Raw genomic sequence first — 19,740 nt, forward strand, 5'->3', positions numbered from 1 at the left:
AAAGTCATTTGAAGGCGGGAGAAGGTTTAATTGTTGTTGCAGTTAGGCGCGCTGTTTTTAGGGGGCGTGCTTGTCGTGTTGACGATACTGACCGTTTTGCGGGGGCATGCCATTCGGAGAGCCGATCTCCAGGAAGGGCGGATCAACAGCATTTGGCGGTTTTTGTTGCTGCATATCTTTATGATCATCTTCTGTGCTTTCGGCACCATGCTTGTTTGGGCATCAATATCGTATTTCCTGTAAACCAGTTCAAAAGCACACCCATTCCTGTCCACCCCGTCAAGAATCTTTCCCTTTACGTCACTTCGGCCTTTTCCCGGGCGGTAATCGTGGTAAAATCCCGCAACCGGTGAGGGATGCCGGGAGAAAAATAAACCCCCAGGGGAGAGATATGATACTCAGCTTCAAACGTGCTGCCACGGCGGTTGCCGGTGGTGTGATAGCGGCCTCCTTGATGGTGTCGGCGGCGATGGCCGAACCCACCAGGATCACCTTCCTTCATTTCAACGATCTTGACCGGATCGCGCCGAAAGATGCCAAGGGCGGCTTTGCGCCCCTGATGACCCTGTTGGCGCAGGAACGGGCCAGGGCGGAACATTCCGTCACCACTTTTGGCGGCGATCTGATCTCGCCGTCGCTCATGTCGGGCCTGACCAAGGGCAGCCAGATGGTCGAGCTGATGAATGCGGTTGGCACCGATGTGGCCGTGGTCGGCAATCATGAATTTGATTTCGGGCCCGAGGTTGCGGCCAAGCGCATTGCGGAATCCAACTTCCCCTGGCTTGGCACCAACGTGCTGACCCAGGATGGCGGCCAGGCGGTCGGCACCAAGCCTTATCACATCATGGAAGCGGGCGGGTTCAAGATCGGCTTTTTCGGCCTGGTCACCCCGGAAACCCCTTTCCTGTCTTCGCCGGGCGAGGGGATCAAATTCCCGGAACTGGTCGCGACCGCCAAGAAAGCGGTAGAGGATCTCAAAGCCCAGGGCGCGGAGATCATTGTCGGCATCAACCATATCGATTTTGCCGATGACCGGAAATTGGCGGCGGAAGTGCCGGGCATTCATCTGCTGTTGGGCGGCCATGATCATATTCCGGTCAACCTGGTCGAGCATGACGTCACCCTGGCCGAAGCCGGCAGCCAGGCCCATTATCTGAATGTGGTCCAGCTGGATGTGGAATGGGTCGAAAAGCGCGGTAAGAAAAAGCTGGATGTGTTGCCGACCTGGTCGGTGATCTCCACCCGTGGCGTGGTCGGTGAGCCCACTGTCCAGAAGATCGTGGATGGCCATATGAACAAGCTGGACCAGGAAATGAATGTGGAGATCGGTGTCTCCGAGACCGAGCTGGATACAAGGCGTTCCACCGTGCGTTCCACCGAATCCAACTTTGCCAACCTGATCGCGGATGCGTTGAAAGACGAGACCAAAGCGGACGTGGCCATGACCAATGGCGGCGGCATCCGGGGCGACAAGACCTATGATGCGGGCCATAAGCTGACCCGCAAGGATGTCTTGTCCGAGCTGCCCTTTGGCAATGTCACGGTCAAGCTGGAGCTGACCGGCGACCAGCTGTGGCAGGCGGTGGAGCATGCGGTTTCCAAGGTCGAGGATGGTGCTGGCCGGTTCAGCCATTATTCCGGCATGACCATGACATATGACCCGGCCAAGCCGGCGGGCGAGCGGGTGAGTGAAATCCTGGTCGGCGGCAAGCCGCTGGACAAGGCGAAGCTCTATACCCTGGCGACCAATGATTATGTCGCCAATGGCGGTGACGGCTTTAAGATGTTCAAGGAATCCAAACATCTGATCGACAAGGCGGCGGCCACGTTGATGGCAACCACCGTGATCAACTATATCAGTGAAAAAGGCACGATCGCGCCCAAGGTGGAAGGACGCATTTCCGCCCAGTGATCCTCGGTTTTCTGGAGTTATGATGTCCCGGCCACCCTGTTCAGGTGGCCGGGTCTTTTTTGAGTTTTGTGTGAATGGTAAGAGCGGGGGAAACGGGCATGTCCTATTGGCGGCCAAAAGAAATGATCAGTATGAAGGTTTTGGGGCTGGTGATGCGGGGCGATGCCCTGCTGGCCATGGAGGTGCCGGATGATGACGGCCGCCTGAAAGGTGTGCGCCCGCCGGGCGGCTCTATCGAGTTTGGCGAAAGCCGCGAGCAGGCGCTGCATCGGGAATTCCAGGAAGAGTTTGGCTGCCGGATCAGCATCGACGGCCCCTGGAAAGTGGTGGAAAACATCTATGACCATCATGGGGCGGCCGGGCACGAATATCTCTTTATCGCGCCGGTCACCCTGTTGGAGGCGGGCCTTTATCATCAGGATCGATTTGATATTCCGGGCGAAGGCCAGGCATCCTGGTTTTCGCGCAAGGATTTCACCGACGGCGGAATTGCCTTGTTCCCGGAAGTGCTGCTGCCGGAACTGAGCGAGGGCTGATCATCATGGCGGACAATCCTCTCCCCGATGGCCGAGACGAGCCGGGTGTGCGTATTCCGCCGCCGCTGATCTTTACATCCTTCCTGCTGGCAGGATTGTGGTTTGATTCTCCTTGGTTTACGGGTGAGATGACCGCCGCCTGGCAGATGGGGGCTGGCGGAATCTGGGCCGGTCTCTGGCTCGGGCTGATCATTGTCTGTTTCCTTGATCATCTGGCCAGCGGCACCAATGTGGAGCCCTGGCGGCCGACCACCAAGGTGATCCAGTCCGGCCCCTATGCCTGGTCGCGCAACCCGATCTATCTGGGCATGGCGGGCTTTTGCGAAGGCATTGCCCTGATGGGGGCCAGCTGGGGCGCGTTGATAGCCGTGATCCCGGCCATGCTGGTGATCCATTTCCATATCATCAAAAAGGAAGAACGCTATCTGGCGGCCAAATTCGGGGATGAATATCTGGATTACAAGGCACGGGTAAGGCCCTGGCTCTAATTTAAGGCGGTTCTGATTTCGGGGACACTGAATTTGCCCGTCCGGGCTGGATTTTCGGTTGCTCCGCCTGCCATGATATTCCAGTCTGGCAAAAAGCAGGCTAACGGGACGGGGGCGTCATGAAGATTTGCGTGCTGGGCGGTGGCGTGGTTGGCACCACGGCAGCCTGGATGTTGTCGGAAGCGGGCCATGACATTGTTTTGGTGGAACAAAGCAAGCGCATGGCGGCGGCCACCAGCCATGCTAACGCCTCGCTGCTGACCCCGGGCCATTCCATGGCCTGGAATTCCCCCCGCGCCCCGATTGATTTCCTGAAATCCTGGCTGGACCGTGATCCGGTCATGAAAATGCGGCTGAAAAGCCTTTGGAAATCCTTTCCCTGGATCTGGCATTTCCTGCGACGCTGTCCGCCGCAGGCGGTGGAGCGGCTGAACGGCCTGCTCTTGCGCCTGTCCCTGGAAAGCACGGAAAAAACCGAGGCGCTGACCCAGTCGCTGGGGCTGGATGTTTCATTGGATTCAAAAGGCCTGCTCTATTGGCATGGCAGTGAAGCGGGTTTGGAACAAGACCGCAAACATGCGGATTGGGTCAGCCGTCAGGGGTTGGATGCCCGGATCATATCGGCGGACGAGGTGCTGCGCCTGCAACCGGCTCTGGCGGACCGGCGCAATCCGGTGGTCGGCGGCTATTATGTTAGGGAAGACCGGGTGGCCGACGCCAGGGCGCTGACCCATCAGCTGGGAATCCAGCTGTTGCTGCATGGCCAGGAGATCCTTTGCGAGCATGAATTGCAGGGCTTCGTCAAAGAAGGGGGGCGTATTTGCGCCGTGCGTACGAACCGAGGCGAGATTGAGGCTGATGCCTTCGTTCTGGCGCTGGGCCCCTGGACGGGCCAGGCCCTGCGGCAGTTGAAGGTGGGGTTTCCGATCAATCCGGCCAAGGGCTATTCCATGACGCTTTCGCTGCATGAAGAAGTGGCGCCCTTGCAGATCAGTGGCATGGATGCGGATGAATATGTCACCTTTGCCATGCTGGGTGACCGTCTGCGGGTTACATCCTATGCGCATTTTGACGGTTTTGACCTGTCCACGCCGGAAGGGCGCTTTGCCCGCCACCGGCGCGCGGTGGATGACAATTTCCCGGGGCTGGTGGACTGGACCGCGGAAACCAAGAAATGGTGCGGCCTGCGCCCCATGTCCCCGGACGGCCTGCCGACCATTGACCGGGTGCCGGGCCATGACAATCTTTGGCTGAATGCCGGCCATGGCTATCTGGGCTGGACGCTTGCGGTCTTGAGCGCCGAGATGCTGCGGGACCGAATGGACGGGGTGACCGGGGCGACGCCGGACGGCCTCGGCTGGCGCTGGTAAGTCTTCTTTGGAAACTGTCTGATTCTTTTACAGGTCTCATTTTTGGCGCGGATTGGTATTTTGATAAGTTGTTGAAATAAAATGAATTAACCATATTGGCATTATGCTTGCTAATAAGAAGGTGAAAAATTAGTTCAGTGATCGAAAGTCTGCACTCCATGAAGAATATCCTGTCCCTGCTGGCGGTTGCCGCCCTGACGGTTATGACGGCACCCCAGGCAGCTGATGCGGCCCTGGCCGACAGCTGCTCTGTTGCGACGGATCTGCCCTGCCGCGGTGCCGGGAATGATAAGAAGCAAGCGGTTGAAGACGCGCTCTATGATGTGGTCGGCATGGATTACGACCTTGATTATGTGTCCACCGGCAATGCCAATGACATCATGATTGACGGCTTTCAATTCACCTTCACCGTTGACCGCAAGGGCAAGATCAACGGCGGCAATTGGGTTGATACGCTGGGCCGGGGCATGGTGGATTTCCTGACCGTGAAATCCGGCCGTGAATTCCTGCTCCAGGAAGTGGCCAATCCCAATGGCGGCAGCTTTACCTTTTTTGAGAGCATCAATGGCGGCGGAAAATCCTATTTCCCCAGCATCTCCCATGTCCGTCTCTGGTGGGACGAGGCGGTTGATGTGCCGCTCGGCGGCATGTTGGGCCTGACCCTGGTCGGTCTGGCCGGCCTTGCGGCCCGCCGCAAATATTGAGTTCACAAGAAAACCGGATCCCGTCTTGGCCAAGGGCGGGGTCTTAGGATGAGAAACCCCGGTGGAATTGCACCGGGGGTTTGTTTTGTTCAATTCATTGAATTCGTTGATCAGTCCGTGATCAGCAGACGCAGGCCTGCGGCGGTAAACAAGCCGCCCAGGGCCGTTTCGATCCAGGATTTGGCCCGCGCATAGACCCCCACCATAACCGGGGTGGAAAAGACCAGCGCATAGCCGCCAAAAATAACCAGCCCCAGCAGGAAACAGCCCAAAAGGATCACAACCGGCAGGATGGCCGGGGCCTCGGCCGGCAGGGCCAGGGTGAAAATGGCAGCCCAGGATAAAACCGCCTTGGGGTTGGTCAGATGGATCGCCAGGCCGCGCCGGTAAAACGTACCGTGGCCGGTTTCCCTTTTGTTAAATCCGGCGACGGCTGCATCGGCGTGCAGGCCCTTTCTGGCCGATTGGAAGGATTTCCAGGCCAGCCAGAGAAGATAGCAGCCGCCTAACAGCCGCATGATTTCAAACGCGCCTTCGAAACGGGCCAGCAATCCGCCAAGCCCGAACGCGGCCAATGAACCCCAGAAGACTGAGCCGGATATCACCCCGGCGGCAAGAGACAGGCCGGCGGACCGTCCCGCCCGCATGGCTGTGCCCATGATCGCCAATGTGGCGGGGCCGGGACTGGCGGTGGCCACGATGTAGGTGCCAAAGGCCAGCAGAAATTGCGGCCAGTAAATCTGGATCATCTCGACCATGATCAATGCTCCTTTGTTACAAAGGCCATTGAAACCATCGTCAGGGGGAACAGGAAGCGAAGAATTGTTCCAAAGACAATTCTTTGTTTCAGCGCAAAAAAAAAGGGAGGATATCCTCCCGATTTTAACTGTGAAAAAATTTAAAGAACCTTCCCCCCGGCGCGGATATCGAGGGAGGATATCCTTTTGCGTCGCCGGACCCTGCCAGTGGTGCAGGGAAGTTATTTGCCGCGGCCTTTTGGGTCCTAGAGGCTTGGGTGATTTGGGATGGTGAGGAACCCAAACGGCCGCGGCAAAGAGGGTCAACATGTTGCGTGTTGACGGTGGGCCGGTGACCTGTCAGGGCATTTGATTGGTCATCAACCCGTAAAACAACAGTAGCCGGGCTGGCGGAGGATTTCTATCGAAGGAAAGTAAACCCAGAGATTACAATGTAAACGAGCGTTACAATGATTAAGATCTGTTAACCAACGCTCCCCATTAACAACAGGTCTCTTCACTATAGCGAGCTGTCGAAACGATAGCCCACCGGGCGCACGGTGATGATATGCTTGGGATCGTTGGGCTGCTCTTCCAGTTTTTTGCGCAGGCGGTTGATCAGAACATCAATGCTTCTGTCGCCCGGCTGCCATTCCCGTTTCAGGGCCATCTCGCACAGCTGGTCGCGGCTCAGGGTCGCGCCGGCATTCTGTATCAGGATGGAAAGCAAATCACATTCGGTCTGGGTCAGTGTGGTTGCCTCACCCTTGTCATCTATCAGGGACTGGCGACCGGGATCAAACTGCCAGGGGCCGATTGTAACCGTGTCACCGGATATCTCGGCCCCGTCCGATTGGGATTGCCGCCGTTTCAGAGCCTTCCGGATTCGGGCGCGCAGCACCTGGTGGTCAAAGGGCTTTCGCAGATAATCGTCGGCACCCAGCTCCAGGCTTAAGACCTCATCGGATTCTGTATCACGCGCGGTGAGCACGATTAGCGCACAACTCACTTTGGAAAAAACCGGCACCAGATCAAATCCGGATACATCCGGCAGGCCCAGATCCAGCAAGACCAGATCATAGGAATGTAATTGGAATTGCTTTTGGGCGGCCGCACCGTCCCCGGCAAAATCGATCCGATACCCCTCTTCCTTGAGGACGGCCTGGATCATTCTCTGGATTAGTGGGTCATCCTCCACCACGAGGATCCGTGATGAACCTACCTGCAACATTTCACCCGTTCTGTGCCCGTTAAAACTCATCAGTCCATATTATCGAATTCAGTGCCATTGTCCCACTAAAAACCTTAATAATTTGCAAATGCTTATGCATCTTATGCGATTAATTATTCAAGATAAATGCACTCCATAAGTGCTTACGTTATATTGCGCGTTTTGGATCAGTTTTTTTGTTTTTCCCCGGCAATTTCGGACCTGCGTCAATTTAGACCTTGGTGAAGGCAGGGGGGAGTCATTACCCTGTGGTGGCCGGAACCTTCGGCATGAAAAAAAACATAAAAAACAAAATAGAACAGAGGGAGCGCTGTCCCGTGAATATCTGGTTTCTCATCCTGGTGCTGGCCACGCCGGTGCCGCTGTATTTTGCCCAGTCCCGTCCGACCCTGGGCCAGAAGGTCTTCCTGATCTTCATTGGTATTCTGATTGCCAATATCTTACTGAATCTGGCTCTGGGGAGCATGTGGTCGGAGATCATCGCCGAAGTGAATGCCACGGCCGAGCCCAGTGCCGAACAAATCGCCGCCCGGGATCTGGCCCAGGTGCGCAAGACGACCCTGATGTTCGGCGGCTGGCTGCCGGCGGGCATGCTGGTCGGGATCTGGTGGTTGATCCTTAAGGTGGCGCGCCGGGCGAGTGGCCAGGCGGCCTGACGATTACCTAAAAAAACGGCCGGGAAAAATCCCGGCCGGGAAGGCTATTGATTACTCTTCGCGCAAAATGACAGGGGAATTCAAAGCCCGAACAAGGCATACCAGACGAGGCCACCGCTCAGGCCGAGGAAAACCGAAATGGCCAGCAGCGTGGAAACGATCTGTGTGACGTTAAGCGTTTTTTCCATTGGTCCCTCCCAATAAAACGGGTTAACGAGAACGGATGCGTTTTTTACAACCTATGCGCTTTATGTTAACAGAGCGAATGCGGGAGTCAAACGACAAAAAAACTAAGTAAACTCATTTCGCAGGGCAGCAAAAAACACATTGTCGGGATTCAATAACTTCCCGCGCTGCAACATATAAATGGGTTTATTACGATTAAATCTCCGCAACTATCGCCGGAACTGTTCGATTTAACCAACAGGGAATACCGGTTTGGGGAAGTGGGGCAAATATTCAACCGGGGCGAGTTTTGCCCGTAAAAGCGGAAAATCAATAAAAGCGAGGCCGCTCAACCCTTGCGGGGAGCGGCCTCAAGCTTTGGTGGCGGATCAGGGATTTGAACCCCGGACACATGGATTATGATTCCACTGCTCTAACCACTGAGCTAATCCGCCGTTTGTGTGCGCCCTGCACGGCCAATCGCCTGCTGCCGGGTGCGGGGCGGTTTTTACGTCTCAGGCGGGCTGGTGTCAAGCGGCGAGATCATAAAAATGTCACTTTTTTTCAAGTGCCCATTTCACACGAGAAGACGCGCTGGACGAATGCCGGGATCAGTCACGTGGTGAGAGGATCCAGCCGCCGCCCAGCATCCGGTTATCCTGGTAGAAAACACAAGCCTGGCCGGGGGATACGCCGTAGAGCGGATCATCGAAAGTAACCTTCACATCGCCCAGCGGCGTTGCTTCCACGCTGGCGGCGACCGGCTTCATGGAAGAGCGTACTTTTGCCATCACCTTGACCGAACCTTCAGAAAGCTTCGAATCGCCGATCCAGTTCACTTCCGTCAGCAGGATGGATTTCACCGCAAGCGCCTCGCGCGGGCCGACGATGACGCGCTGGTTTGCCGGGTCCAGCTTGATCACATAAAGCGGGTCGGTATCATCAATGCGTCCGCCGATGCCAAGGCCCCGGCGCTGGCCGATGGTATATTTGATAATGCCGTTATGGCGCCCAAGAACCGTGCCGTCCATATGGACGATTTCACCATCTTCGACCGCTTCGGGGCGCAGTTTTTCCACGATCGAGACATAAGACCCGTCGGGTACGAAACAGATATCCTGGCTATCGGGCTTGTCCGCCACTTCCAGGCCGAACCGGGCCGCATGCTCTCTGGTTTCGGCCTTTTCCATGCCGCCCAGCGGAAAGCGCAGGAAATCCAGCTGTTCCTGGGTGGTGGCAAAGAGGAAATAGCTCTGGTCCTTGTTCGGATCAGCACCGCGATGCATCTCCGCCTTTAGCGGTCCTTGCATCTGCTGGACATAGTGACCGGTCGCCATCACATCAGCGCCCAGGTCCTTAGCCGTTGCCAACAGATCGCGGAATTTCACCGTTTGGTTACAGCGCACACAGGGGATGGGTGTTTCACCGCGCGCGTAGGAATCAGCAAATTCCTGGATGACACTGTCTTTGAACTTGCTTTCATAATCCAGGACATAATGCGGAAAGCCCAATGTGTCGGCAACATTGCGCGCGTCATATATATCCTGACCGGCACAACAGGCCCCGGTTTTCTGGATCATCTCACCATGGTCATAAAGCTGCAGGGTAATGCCGACCACATCATAGCCCTGTTCATGCAAAAGGGCCGCGGTGACAGACGAATCAACGCCGCCCGACATGGCCACGACCACACGGGTGTCTTTTGGTTCTTTGTCGATTCCCAGCGAGTTCATGTTCCGTCTTCCAACTGTCTTGAGACCGGCCATCATACCGGATGTGGCCGGGTATATAGGTTTTCTGCGGTGAATGGCAAGGGGCTGTGGAAAAGTCGCCATTGGCGCTGTTAAGGCTTTCTTCGCCAAATGCTGGTATTCTTGCACTCTTTCAAGGCTGTAGGTTTATTCGGAGAATGGGGACATGATCTGTTTCCGGCGGATCGCATTCGTGATTATTGCAGGATTGTTTGGCGGTGTTGCCGGGGGGCCGGTCGGCCAGGGCTTTGCAGCCGACAAACCAGTCATCCATTGGATTTCCGGGCCGATCCCCGAGGCGGTCATAGAAGAAAACGGCCAGATGTCCGGGGGGTTCCTGTTTGAAACCGTACGCTGGTTTGCCAGCCGTATGCCGGGCTATACCCACCGTTACCAACTGGTGCCGCTGAAACGCACCCATCAATTGCTGCAAAATGCGGATAGGATTTATTGCGGCTTTTCCCTGCTGCGCAATGCCGCGCGCGCCAGGCTCTATCATTTCAGCGAGCCGATCCATTGGGCACAAGGTTTTCGTGCCGGATACCGGGCCGGGAACGAAGATGTGGAACATTCCCTGATTGAGGGTAAGGGGCTTGATATGGCCCAGTTCCTGGCTGGTACCGGCAAGGCAGGGCGGATATTGGGGCGGAGCTATAATCCGCAGCTGGATCTCTTCCTGGAAGAATTGAAAGGCCAGGGGCGCTTGCTGGAGGTGCCGGAACAGGCGGGCCTGATGGAGATGCTGGGGCGCGACCGGATCGATCTTCTGATCGATTACCCGCGCATGTTCCTGGGCACGGAAAAGCTGTCCACAGTATCGGTGATCGGGGTGAAACCGTATAACGCCATCCATTTTGCCTGTGCCATGACGACGGAAGGCCGGGCAGTGATTGACCGGGTTGACGGCATTATCGCGGATGAGCCGGCTTTGCCCGGCTATGCCGCTTTTCGCCTGCGCATGCTGCCGCCGGACCATGCCAGGGCGCTGGCCGATCAATTCGTGCGCTATCGTGAGGATAATAACCCTCAATCTTCTGACGAAGCGGGCTGAAGTCATTAATTCTTTATTGGCATTCGTCGGTTAGTCTTAAAAGGGCGGCCGGGGGGACAAGACGGTGCCATGGAGATGAAAGTTAAACTTGCCCCTTTTCAATTGGTCTTTGGCCTGATTCTTGGGATTGCCATTCTTTTGGGGCGGCCGGTTTCAGCAGCGGATCCACCGGTCATTCGATGGATTGCCGGGTTGGTGCCGGGGGCAATCACGGAAACCGACGGGTCCATGAGCGGCGGTTTCATGTATGAGACATCACTTTGGTTCGTGGACCGTATGAACGAATATGACCACCGGTTTCAGATCGTACCCTGGAAGCGCACTCATGCGCTTCTGGCCGGCGCAGATGAACTCTATTGCAGCTTTGCTTTGTTAAAGACTGCGGATCGGGCGCAACTCTATTATTACAGTGAACCGGTGCAGTGGGCCCTGGGCTTTCGGGCGGCGTTCCAGACCGGGAATGAGACAGTGGAGCGTGCGTTGTCGAAGGAAGATCATTTGGCAACGGACCTTTTTCTGGCAGGGAAGGGGCTGACCGGACGGGTCTTGGGCCGGACCTACAATCAGGTTGTGGATCAGTTTTTCACCCACATGAAGGATGAGGACCGTCTTATGGAAGTCAGTGAGCGTGCCAAGCTGTTGGAGATGCTTCAAAAGGGTCGCATTGACCTGATGATAGATTATCCCAGGGTGTTCCTGGCGGGAGATGGTTTAAGGACCGTATCCATTACGGGCGTGAAACGGTATAATTCGGTGCATTTTGCCCGTGTCCGAACGCCGGAGGGAAAAGAAGTGATCAGGCAGGTTGACGCTCTGATAGCTAAACAGCCGGTGCCGCCTGTCTATGCTGGGTTCCGTTTCCGGATGCTGCCGGATGATCATGCAAGAGAGCTTGAACAACAATTTCTGAATTATTCGAAACGGCCTTGAAGTCGGCGTCAGGAGGGGGAATATGAATGACCGTGAGTTGCTGCGCATCGCACGATTTTATGCGGAGAGCTTTCTGGAAATTGCACGGGAACCGCTACCAGACATAGCGGATTGCCTGGCTGGCATTGTCGGCGAAGAGGATGATATCGGCCTGTTGACGGCGGCGACCCTCTATACGCCGGTGATCCATTTAATGCCCAGCGAGGATTTCATCGCAAAAACCTATGGCAAGGATGTGTTCAACCTCCTGATGGAGACCACCTATGACCCGGGCCTGAATTTGGCCCGGCGCCACCGCGCGATCAAGGCGAGGGTCCGGGATATGGATGCGCGGACGAAGATTTTACAGCTTGCGGTGCTCCGGGGATATGCGCCGCTGGAGCTGTCGCTGATGCGATCGGCCGGCATCAACGCCAGGGATTATGTCCAATCGCTGGAATCCGTGGCCGCGTCACTGCGCGATACCTGTCCGGCCCTGTATGATCAATTCCTGGAAGATTTGGATAACGTGGCTTTGTGAATGCTGATTGCGTCCTGGCCTGGCTGTCGGCTGTTTCTGGCCATGGGCATGGTTTTTCGTGTAGAATTTAGAAATTGAAAACCGGATAGATCCGGAAAACCGGCCGCCATGCAAAAAGGATCGGCCAATGATGGGTTTAACAGAGACACCGGCACCGGAGGCCGGTTCGGCTGACCGGCTCCGCAACGCGCGCTATGTCGCGACATGTTACCTGGAACATCATCCGGGTGTTTATCATGATGTTTTTGACGAAATGCGCGGCCTGTTCCCGAAAGAGGCGGACCCGGGGCTGCTGGCCGCCGCGGCGCTCTATACACCGGTTGTTCATGTCCGACCCGCCGAATGGCGGATTGAGCGAGGGTTTGGACATGATGTTTTTCGCTTGCTGATGGAAACCACCTATGATCCGGCACTTGGGCCGCAAGACCGTTTGGCCGCCATGACAGAGCGCCTGCCCATGTTGAGCGATCGCGGTTTGATTTTACAGGTGGCGGCGCTGAAGGCCTATTTCGAACAGGATGTCTACCTCCACAGTCGGGTCTGCCCCGATGGGGATCTTGATTATTGCCGATGGCTGGAAGGGGTGCTGACTTCGCTGTCGGATATCTGTCCGGAATTGGCGGCAAGAACCGGCCGCATGTTGGCCTTTTATCTGCGCCGACGGGCGGATGCACCTTTCGGTGGGGAGCGAAGCGCCGGTATGGCGGGCTGGGTACGCTCGATTTTTACCCCCGGTAACTGATTGAAGAATTTTCGCGTATTTGTGGTACCATCCCCCCGACTATAATCATTATTGGTTGGTGGCAGCATGCTGTCACCGGCAGTCAGATCTTCTTATAGGGGGAAAGATGGAGCGTCAGGTAACGCCGGAAACGGCCCGCGAAGTTTTGAAAAACATCGAACCGGGTGATCATGTGCGGTTTGAAAAAGGCCATTACAAACAATCGCTGTTCATTCGCCTGGGCAACCTGCATGAGGAGGGGGCACCACAGACAATCTTCGACGCCGAAAAAGGTGTGGTGATCGGCGCAGGGGTTTCGGCCGATGATTTCCGGGAAGAGGGCAATGAGCGATCCATCCCCGACGGGACACCGGAGCATAGTTTCCCCGGGCTTTATCCCTTCATTGATGAGGCCCATGTGACGATACGCGAAAGCCGCGGCCTGGAATGGCGCGGCTTTCATTTTGAGGAGAGCTGGCCCACCCATATATTCCTGGATCGTGTGCGGGATGTGCGGTTGGTGGATTGCCATTTCCTGGATGCCACCTTTGCCATTGGCGCGACGGGCCGGGAAACCTATGGCATCGAGATCGAAGATTGCAGCTGGTTGCAGGACCGGGTGCCGGGCCGGATCTGGCGCAAGATCCCCTGGTGGCGAATGCATGGGGCGGAGGGTGACGGCTATCCGCCGGTGGATGTGAAGGGCGACTGGCGGATGTTTGACGGGGATTTCTTCCGCAGCCTCAACATCCGGGGCGGGGTGGCCATGCGGCGTTGCCGGATCGGTCAGGCTTTTAACGCCTTTCATATGTATAACGACGATTATGAGCCGGATGTCAGCCTGGATGTGGAAATTCATGACTGTGATTTCTTCGAGATCCGCGACAATGTGCTGGAGGCGGAACAGGCCTGCACCAACTGGTGGTTCCATAACAACCGGGTCTGGAACACCCATAAACCGCTCTCATTGGAAATCAGGGGCGGCGGCGGTCTGTTCCTGTTTGCCAACCGGTTCTGGTTCGATTCCGTGCAGGGGCCGCAGGGCTATGATGCCAACCGCGGCGGCGGCATGTTCAAATTTGGCAAAAAACCGCCGAAATCCCCGATGCAGCCCAGCTATTTCTTTCACAATTCCATCGCCAGCCGGTCCGATTATGCCCGCAAAGGCAGGCTGGCCGGATTGCAGCATTTCAATAATGCGTTGCGCTTCGTACGGCGCGGCACGGACTATTCCCATTTCATTGAGGATCTGCCGGAAATTTTTGGCAACCTTTCCGCCGATCCCAGCCTGCCGGAATATATTCGCGATCGTTTTGCGATTGATTGGGCGGAATATGACATTTCTTTTCGCAATGATGTGGTGTTCCATGAAGCCTGGCCGGGCATCCTGATGGACAATGGTTATAACGAGATTGCCTCCGCCTCATCCCAGGAACCGGGCTTTGCCGACTGGCTGACCGGGGATTTCCGCCTATCCGAAGGCTCGCCCTGCCGGGTCGGCAGCATGGCGCGCAGCCTGGCCCTGCCGGCCGGTGGCCATTGGACCCTGGCAGGCGGCCAGGATATTGGCGCCCTACAGGGCGAAAAACTGACCGAGGGACCGCCTTTCAAGGCGGTGGGGAATGACGGCTAAGATCAGGAACGGCCAGTGCTGGTGAAGCCGAGATGGTGTTCATACAAACCCAGCCAGACCTTTGATGCCTCCCGTGCGGCTGTTAGATCGGCGGGTGATGCGCCAGCTTCGTATTTCGCTTTTTTGGAAAGGACCTCCTCGCGTTCACGATCCCAGCTGGACGGGTCTTTTTTCTGGTGCAGCTCAATGGCGATATAGAGCCATTTCAAATAGTCGATCGGGTCCGGTTCACCGGTTTTTCCTTCAAAGCTCAAGTTGCTGACGGAATAGGCTGACGCTATGGCCCCTTTTCTCGCGGCTCTGATAAAGGAACGGCGTGCCTTTCGGTAACTTTGATCAATGCCAAAGCCGGTTTCGTAGAAAATTCCAAGATTGTTTGACGCACTTGCATGGCCAAGCTCGGCAGCTTTCTTGGTCCATTTTACCGAATTGGCGGGATCATTCTGTGTGTAGTAATAGGTGCCAAGATAGAACATCGAATGCATGTTGCCCTGATCAGCGGCTTCAGTCAGGTAAGGAACAGCTTTGGTGATGTTTTTTACAACACCGTTGCCGACATAGTAGGATTCCCCGACAAAGGCGGCGGCAGGCTTATAACCATTCTCGAACGCCTTTTTGGACCATTCAAAGGCCTGCTTTGAGTTTTGTTCAATGCCCAGGCCGCTGTTAAGATGGATGGACAAAGCATACATGGCTTCCGGGAAGCCTTCCTCCGCCAGCTTGAGATAGCCCTGGACTGCCTCTTCGGACTGATCGTTTCGATACATCTCCACATATCGGTCAAGCTCTGCCTGATGGTGGGGGGACGGCTCTGTTTTTGCTGTCGGCTGAACCTGGGACTGACAAGCCGCTATCATCAGAGACAGGGCCAATGCGGCCAGTTTTAGTCGGTTTTCCATGGTCCCTGATCCCTTAAAGCAATATGTCCGCGATCAAGGTAGTTTGCGATTAAGTGACCGGCAACCGAATTCCTGGAAACAATTGGCCGGGGCGATGTTACGCCCCGGCCATGATTTGTTTATTCAGTTACGAGCCGGCTGTGAGGATCGATGAAAACCCATCGGCTTTTTCGGAAACATATCCGGCGTCTTCGCCCGCCTGGCTGCCGGCAAAGCCCGCCATGGCGCTGACCAGATTGCCAACATCGGTGACCGGCAGGCGGGTGCCGTCATTCAGCTCGAACGCTTTCAGGTTCGGTCGGTTGCCCGCATACCAGTCGGCGATGGTAATGCTGTCGCCGCCGTCCAGACTGGCCACCAGATTATCGCCATCCTGCGCGAAACTGACCTGATCTGCGGTGATCCCGGTGCCAAAGCGCACGATATCCCGGCGGTCGGCATTGACCACCAGATCCTCGCCATCGCCATAGCCAAAGAGATAGACATCGCGGCCCTTGCCGCCGATCAGTATGTCATTGCCAGCTCCGCCGATGAGCGTGTCATTGCCTTTGCCGCCATTCAACAGGTCGTCCCCGGCCCCGCCCAGCAGCAGATCTTTGCCCTTGCCGCCGATCAGGGTGTCGTCGCCATCGCCGCCGAACAGGTCATCCCGGCCTTTGCCGCCCTCAATATAATCAGCACCGCCATTGCCGATCAGCAGATCGTCCCCCTTGTTGCCAAGGATGATATCGTCGGCAGCTCCGCCTTCCAGGATATCGTCGCGGCGTGTGCCGACCAAAACCATGGGATCGGCCTTAGGAATGGTGATCCGCGCCAGGATCGGTTCATGGTCGCTGGCGGCGTCGGCGAAATCCACATTGGTGTGGACCACATCAAATTCGGTGACATCGCGCAGGCTCTCCGACACCAGAAGATGATCCAGATTTTGCGAGCTGCCCTGATAATTATAGGTATAGACGCTGTCATCCCCGGCATCGATCAGGGCCTGGATCTGGTTATAGAGCACCTGGTTATCCTCTGACTCGCCCGAAAGATGGTCGATGGGGGTGGAGAAATCGAAATCATTCATATCGCCCAGCACGACGATCTTGGCGTCCGGATCGTCGTCCAGCATGGCATCGACCGCGGCATTAATGGCCTGGGCCTGGGCGATGCGATCTTCTTCACCCGCATTGATGAAGGGCTGGGTGTCGCCAAAGATCGGTGTGGAGCCGAATTTTGAGGAGAGGTGATTGTTGATCACGGTCACGGTTTCGCCATTGAACTCAAACTGCGCCTGCAGCGGAATTCGCGAGCCGTCGAAGGCCGGGTCATCCAGCCGCTGAACCGAATCCTCAACCAAGGTGACCCGCTCTGGATTATAGAGATAGGCGACCCGGATATTGCCGCCGGGCTGGCCGCCCTGGGTCTTGTCCTCGGGGTCGATATCAAAGAACTGGTATTCCGGCCCGCCCAGCGCCTTGATCGCATCGGCAAGCGCCTGCAGGGTCTGGTCGGCATCCACGGTACCATCATCGGTAGCGCCGGAATTATCTTGGACTTCCTGAAGCGCCAGGACATCGGGGTTGAGCAGATTATCGACAATCTGCTGGGCGATGGCCTGGATCTGGTCAGTGTCGGACGGGTCCAGGTTCAAGACATTATAGCTGGCCACCGTCATCTGGTCGTCATTGCCGGTGAGGCTGGTGATTTCCTGTTCGGTCAGGCCCGCTGCGGCATTGAGCGCTTCGGTGGCGAGGATCTCATAATTGCCATAGCTGTAGCTCATCACGCCGGTGACATCGCCCAGGCTGTCGCCGACATTGACATTGATCGATCCGCCCGGTGTCAGGGTGTTGTCGATCTGGATCTGGATGCGTTCGGGGTTGGTATCAGTCTCGCCCAGATGGATACCGCCTCGCTCATGCATGCCGGTGGCATTGTCACCGTTATCGGCCACGGTCCAGATTTCGCCATAGCGGTTGGTGGCGCCGACCACCTGGGTATCGGGCACGGTGACCCGCATGCCTTCCAGGCTTTCATAAAAATCAATGCCGTCGCTTTCCGGGTCATAACTGCCAAAGGCATCATCCTCGACAACGTCGGTCGGGGCCATGCGGCCGCCTTCGCCCAGGATCACCGCCGCGGGCAGATCATTGCCGGAAGAAAGCACATTGCCGTTGACATTGGTCAGCTGGGTGATGCTCAGGTTATGGGAGGAGGCACCGCCCGGCTGATATTCCTCAACCGTGCCGGATACCTCCACGGCGTCACCAACCGCCACGGTGGGGGCACTGCCGGTGAAGATGAAAATGGCGTCAGACGTGCCGATATTGCCATCGCCGGAGGCGTCTTGCAGGTAATAGCCGTTGCTGTCGACCGCGGTCACGATGCCGCTGGTTTTAACCGCCTGGCCGGTATAGGCGGATTGATGGGAAAGCCCCTGGATGTCGTAGATCGCCACAAAATCCGGATCGCCGCCACCATTGTTGCCATCGGTGCTGTTGGCGGCATTGGGGGTGTTGACCGCGGTACCGGCATCATGGCTGTCGGTGGAGCCGGGCAGGCCGTGGCCGCCATAGTCATTTTCGATAAAATCACCGGCGCTGTCGGTATCCTGGCCATCCACCAGGCGCGAGGCGCCGCCCATATCACCCAGAACCACGTCGGAAAAGACTGTGTCGGAGGCGCTGTCCTGGATCGCGACAGAATCGGCGATGGCCGAGAAGGGGCCGGTGACGGCCCCGCTGTCCGGGTCCAGGCTGACCATATCCCCGACAGAACCGGTGAAGTTTTCCACCAGCAAAAGGGTCACCGTGCCGTTTTCAAACCGGTTGGATGAAAAATCCAGGGTGAAAAAGCCTTCGGCATTGGTTTGTCCCAAGGTGTCGACACTGTCGATACGGCCGACACTGTTGCTGGCATCACCCTCGATCTGGATCAGGGTATATTGGCTGTAATCGGTGTCCGGCGTGCCGAAAAATTCGACAAACTCAAAAAGATCGCTGCCGGAATGGTCGAGCACGAATTCATTAATGACGGGTGATGGCATATGTCTTGTTCCCTCAATTTTTTTCTGACATTGGGGCGGGGATCAGGCAAAGCGCATCCATTGGCCCGCCGATGGTTGGCGGCACCTCAAAGAGGAACGATCCTGAAACTACCCCAGGTTTAAATCCCTGTTCTTGTCGGGATGGTCAGGATCTCTTTATAGTAGAATGATGTCAATTATATTAAGTAATAATGGGCGGTATTATGGGGTGCTTTTTTGAGGATCTTGAACGGTTGGCGAAATGGTGTTCTTCAAAAAATAATTAAATAACAAAAAGATATAATAAATTCATGGCAAGGGGGACGCCAACGGACAAAAGGATGAAAATGATTGGGGGAGAGACAATAAGGGCAGGAGGGCGATGCAATTTTTACGCGGCCCCGCCCTTCATCAAAAATCGAATCTCTTCCTGGGTCAGCAGCGGCTTGCGGCTTTCCCGGCGCGGAAATGGACCGGGCTTTTGCGACCGGCGATCCGATTTGCGGCGGTCGGGCTGATGGCGTTCCACCTCTTCCAGATGCAGCAGCCGGGTCCGGATCAGACGATATATCCGCATGCCGAGATGATCGTCGCGGCCGGTCCGGCGGTCTGCCTTCCGGCGGTCGCCCTGTCGGCGCTCCACCCCCCATTGATCATAAGGGGTGATGTCCTGGATATCCTCAATCGCCTCTTGCTTTGCTTCTTTCATGGCCGTGCCCTGTCATGATCCCGCTCTGCCTGCGGCTGTTCCCCATATGGTTGGTCTAGATAGAGATGGTTCAACCATGCGAATAGCATGCCAATATGGCGTGAATGGGGCGGTATTTCACATTCGATCAGATGGTGGCTGAGGCGGGCTTGCACCTTTCCGGTTGGCGGTTACAATCGCGGCGTGGAATGCCTGCATCGGGGGAAAGATATATGAAATTCAAACCTATGGCCCTGTCAATTGCGCTGGCGGGATTGTTATCCGCCTGTGTGACGGCCAAGCCGGTTGAGAACAGCCGGGGGCTTGAGGATCTGGTGAGCTGTCGGACACAAACAGCGGCGGCGGTTGATTTTGAATTGGAGGCAAACCGGGAATCCTTTGCCCGGCCGGATGAGGAAGCCGGCAATTTCCGCATTCCCAACGATCCGCTTTTCGCATTTGGTCAGCGGGTCCGGTTTTTTGGTTTCAAGGGTGTCGGCCAGGCGGCGGGCCCGAATATGTTCCTGGAAGCGGAAACGGCGACTGTGAAACCCCTGCTGGAGGAACGTCTGGGGCAGGCGCTGACCTATAATGAGGAGCATGAGCGCTATTATCATGCCATCAAGGACAAAAGCGGCCGCCGAACCCTGGGCTTTGTGATGCTGTTTGAAGAAAAAGAACAAGGCCTGGCGGTGGTTATGTGCGCCATCGTGCCGCGCTATTAACGGGGGAAGAAAC

General features: G+C 56.3%; 18 protein-coding genes and 1 tRNA gene. 12 read left to right on the forward strand and 7 right to left on the reverse strand.

The features are described 5' to 3' along the window. The first annotated feature begins 391 nt into the window (after positions 1-391). The 5 genes from DFP90_RS06215 (at position 392) to DFP90_RS06235 (ending at position 5,010) form a co-directional block, all read left to right on the forward strand. Entirely contained in the window at positions 392-1,912 is a 1,521-nt protein-coding gene (locus tag DFP90_RS06215) for a bifunctional metallophosphatase/5'-nucleotidase (protein WP_115935596.1), read from the forward strand. A 98-nt stretch (positions 1,913-2,010) separates the two neighbouring features. Next, a complete protein-coding gene (locus tag DFP90_RS06220; RefSeq protein WP_115935597.1) occupies positions 2,011-2,448 on the forward strand; it encodes an NUDIX hydrolase in 438 nt (145 codons plus the stop codon). 5 nt (positions 2,449-2,453) lie between these two features. Further along, a complete protein-coding gene (locus DFP90_RS06225; protein WP_115935598.1) occupies positions 2,454-2,936 on the forward strand; it encodes a methyltransferase family protein in 483 nt (160 codons plus the stop codon). Between the two features lie 119 nt (positions 2,937-3,055). Then, complete coding sequence (locus DFP90_RS06230; RefSeq protein ID WP_115935599.1) at positions 3,056-4,306, forward strand: FAD-dependent oxidoreductase; 1,251 nt, start codon at positions 3,056-3,058, stop codon at positions 4,304-4,306. Positions 4,307-4,464: 158 nt separating this feature from the next. Next, entirely contained in the window at positions 4,465-5,010 is a 546-nt protein-coding gene (locus tag DFP90_RS06235; RefSeq protein WP_115935600.1) for a hypothetical protein, read from the forward strand. A 110-nt stretch (positions 5,011-5,120) separates the two neighbouring features. Here DFP90_RS06235 and DFP90_RS06240 read toward each other — a convergent pair whose 3' ends face one another. After that, the gene (locus tag DFP90_RS06240; RefSeq protein ID WP_218044599.1) at positions 5,121-5,768 is read right to left on the reverse strand and encodes a LysE family translocator; all 648 of its coding nucleotides are present in this window, start codon (positions 5,766-5,768) and stop codon (positions 5,121-5,123) included. A 499-nt stretch (positions 5,769-6,267) separates the two neighbouring features. Beyond that, complete coding sequence (locus DFP90_RS06245) at positions 6,268-6,978, reverse strand: response regulator transcription factor (RefSeq protein WP_181905221.1); 711 nt, start codon at positions 6,976-6,978, stop codon at positions 6,268-6,270. A gap of 317 nt (positions 6,979-7,295) precedes the next feature. Between DFP90_RS06245 and DFP90_RS06250 the strand changes: the two genes are divergently transcribed. After that, a complete protein-coding gene (locus tag DFP90_RS06250; protein WP_147300951.1) occupies positions 7,296-7,634 on the forward strand; it encodes a hypothetical protein in 339 nt (112 codons plus the stop codon). 544 nt (positions 7,635-8,178) lie between these two features. Here DFP90_RS06250 and DFP90_RS06255 read toward each other — a convergent pair. After that, positions 8,179-8,254: transfer RNA gene (locus DFP90_RS06255), tRNA-Met, on the reverse strand. Positions 8,255-8,410: 156 nt separating this feature from the next. After that, entirely contained in the window at positions 8,411-9,532 is a 1,122-nt protein-coding gene (gene mnmA / locus DFP90_RS06260) for a tRNA 2-thiouridine(34) synthase MnmA (protein ID WP_115935603.1), read from the reverse strand. A 184-nt stretch (positions 9,533-9,716) separates the two neighbouring features. Between mnmA and DFP90_RS06265 the strand changes: the two genes are divergently transcribed. The 5 genes from DFP90_RS06265 (at position 9,717) to DFP90_RS06285 (ending at position 14,405) form a co-directional block, all read left to right on the forward strand. Continuing rightward, a complete protein-coding gene (locus DFP90_RS06265; protein WP_115935604.1) occupies positions 9,717-10,601 on the forward strand; it encodes a hypothetical protein in 885 nt (294 codons plus the stop codon). 75 nt (positions 10,602-10,676) lie between these two features. Then, entirely contained in the window at positions 10,677-11,531 is an 855-nt protein-coding gene (locus DFP90_RS06270) for a hypothetical protein (RefSeq protein WP_147300952.1), read from the forward strand. A gap of 22 nt (positions 11,532-11,553) precedes the next feature. Then, the gene (locus DFP90_RS06275; protein ID WP_115935606.1) at positions 11,554-12,051 is read left to right on the forward strand and encodes a hypothetical protein; all 498 of its coding nucleotides are present in this window, start codon (positions 11,554-11,556) and stop codon (positions 12,049-12,051) included. A 127-nt stretch (positions 12,052-12,178) separates the two neighbouring features. Further along, entirely contained in the window at positions 12,179-12,793 is a 615-nt protein-coding gene (locus DFP90_RS06280; protein ID WP_115935607.1) for a hypothetical protein, read from the forward strand. Positions 12,794-12,899: 106 nt separating this feature from the next. Then, positions 12,900-14,405: a hypothetical protein gene (locus DFP90_RS06285; protein ID WP_115935608.1), complete on the forward strand. Its 1,506-nt coding sequence runs from the start codon at positions 12,900-12,902 to the stop codon at positions 14,403-14,405. A 2-nt stretch (positions 14,406-14,407) separates the two neighbouring features. On the opposite strand, the gene DFP90_RS06290 is transcribed toward DFP90_RS06285, so the two are convergent. The 3 genes from DFP90_RS06290 to DFP90_RS06300 form a co-directional block, all read right to left on the reverse strand. Further along, positions 14,408-15,304, reverse strand: a complete 897-nt coding sequence (locus DFP90_RS06290) for a tetratricopeptide repeat protein (RefSeq protein ID WP_115935609.1) — start codon at positions 15,302-15,304, stop codon at positions 14,408-14,410. A 127-nt stretch (positions 15,305-15,431) separates the two neighbouring features. Then, positions 15,432-18,335 (reverse strand): endonuclease/exonuclease/phosphatase family protein, encoded by a 2,904-nt coding sequence (locus tag DFP90_RS06295; protein ID WP_115935610.1) that lies wholly within the window; start codon positions 18,333-18,335, stop codon positions 15,432-15,434. Positions 18,336-18,705: 370 nt separating this feature from the next. Further along, a complete protein-coding gene (locus DFP90_RS06300; protein WP_115935611.1) occupies positions 18,706-19,023 on the reverse strand; it encodes a hypothetical protein in 318 nt (105 codons plus the stop codon). 212 nt (positions 19,024-19,235) lie between these two features. On the opposite strand from DFP90_RS06300, the gene DFP90_RS06305 reads away from it, so the two are divergent. Next, entirely contained in the window at positions 19,236-19,727 is a 492-nt protein-coding gene (locus DFP90_RS06305) for a hypothetical protein (RefSeq protein WP_115935612.1), read from the forward strand. Positions 19,728-19,740: the final 13 nt, after the last annotated feature.

The organism is Aestuariispira insulae, from assembly GCF_003385955.1.
In the GTDB taxonomy this organism is placed as follows: domain Bacteria; phylum Pseudomonadota; class Alphaproteobacteria; order UBA8366; family Aestuariispiraceae; genus Aestuariispira; species Aestuariispira insulae.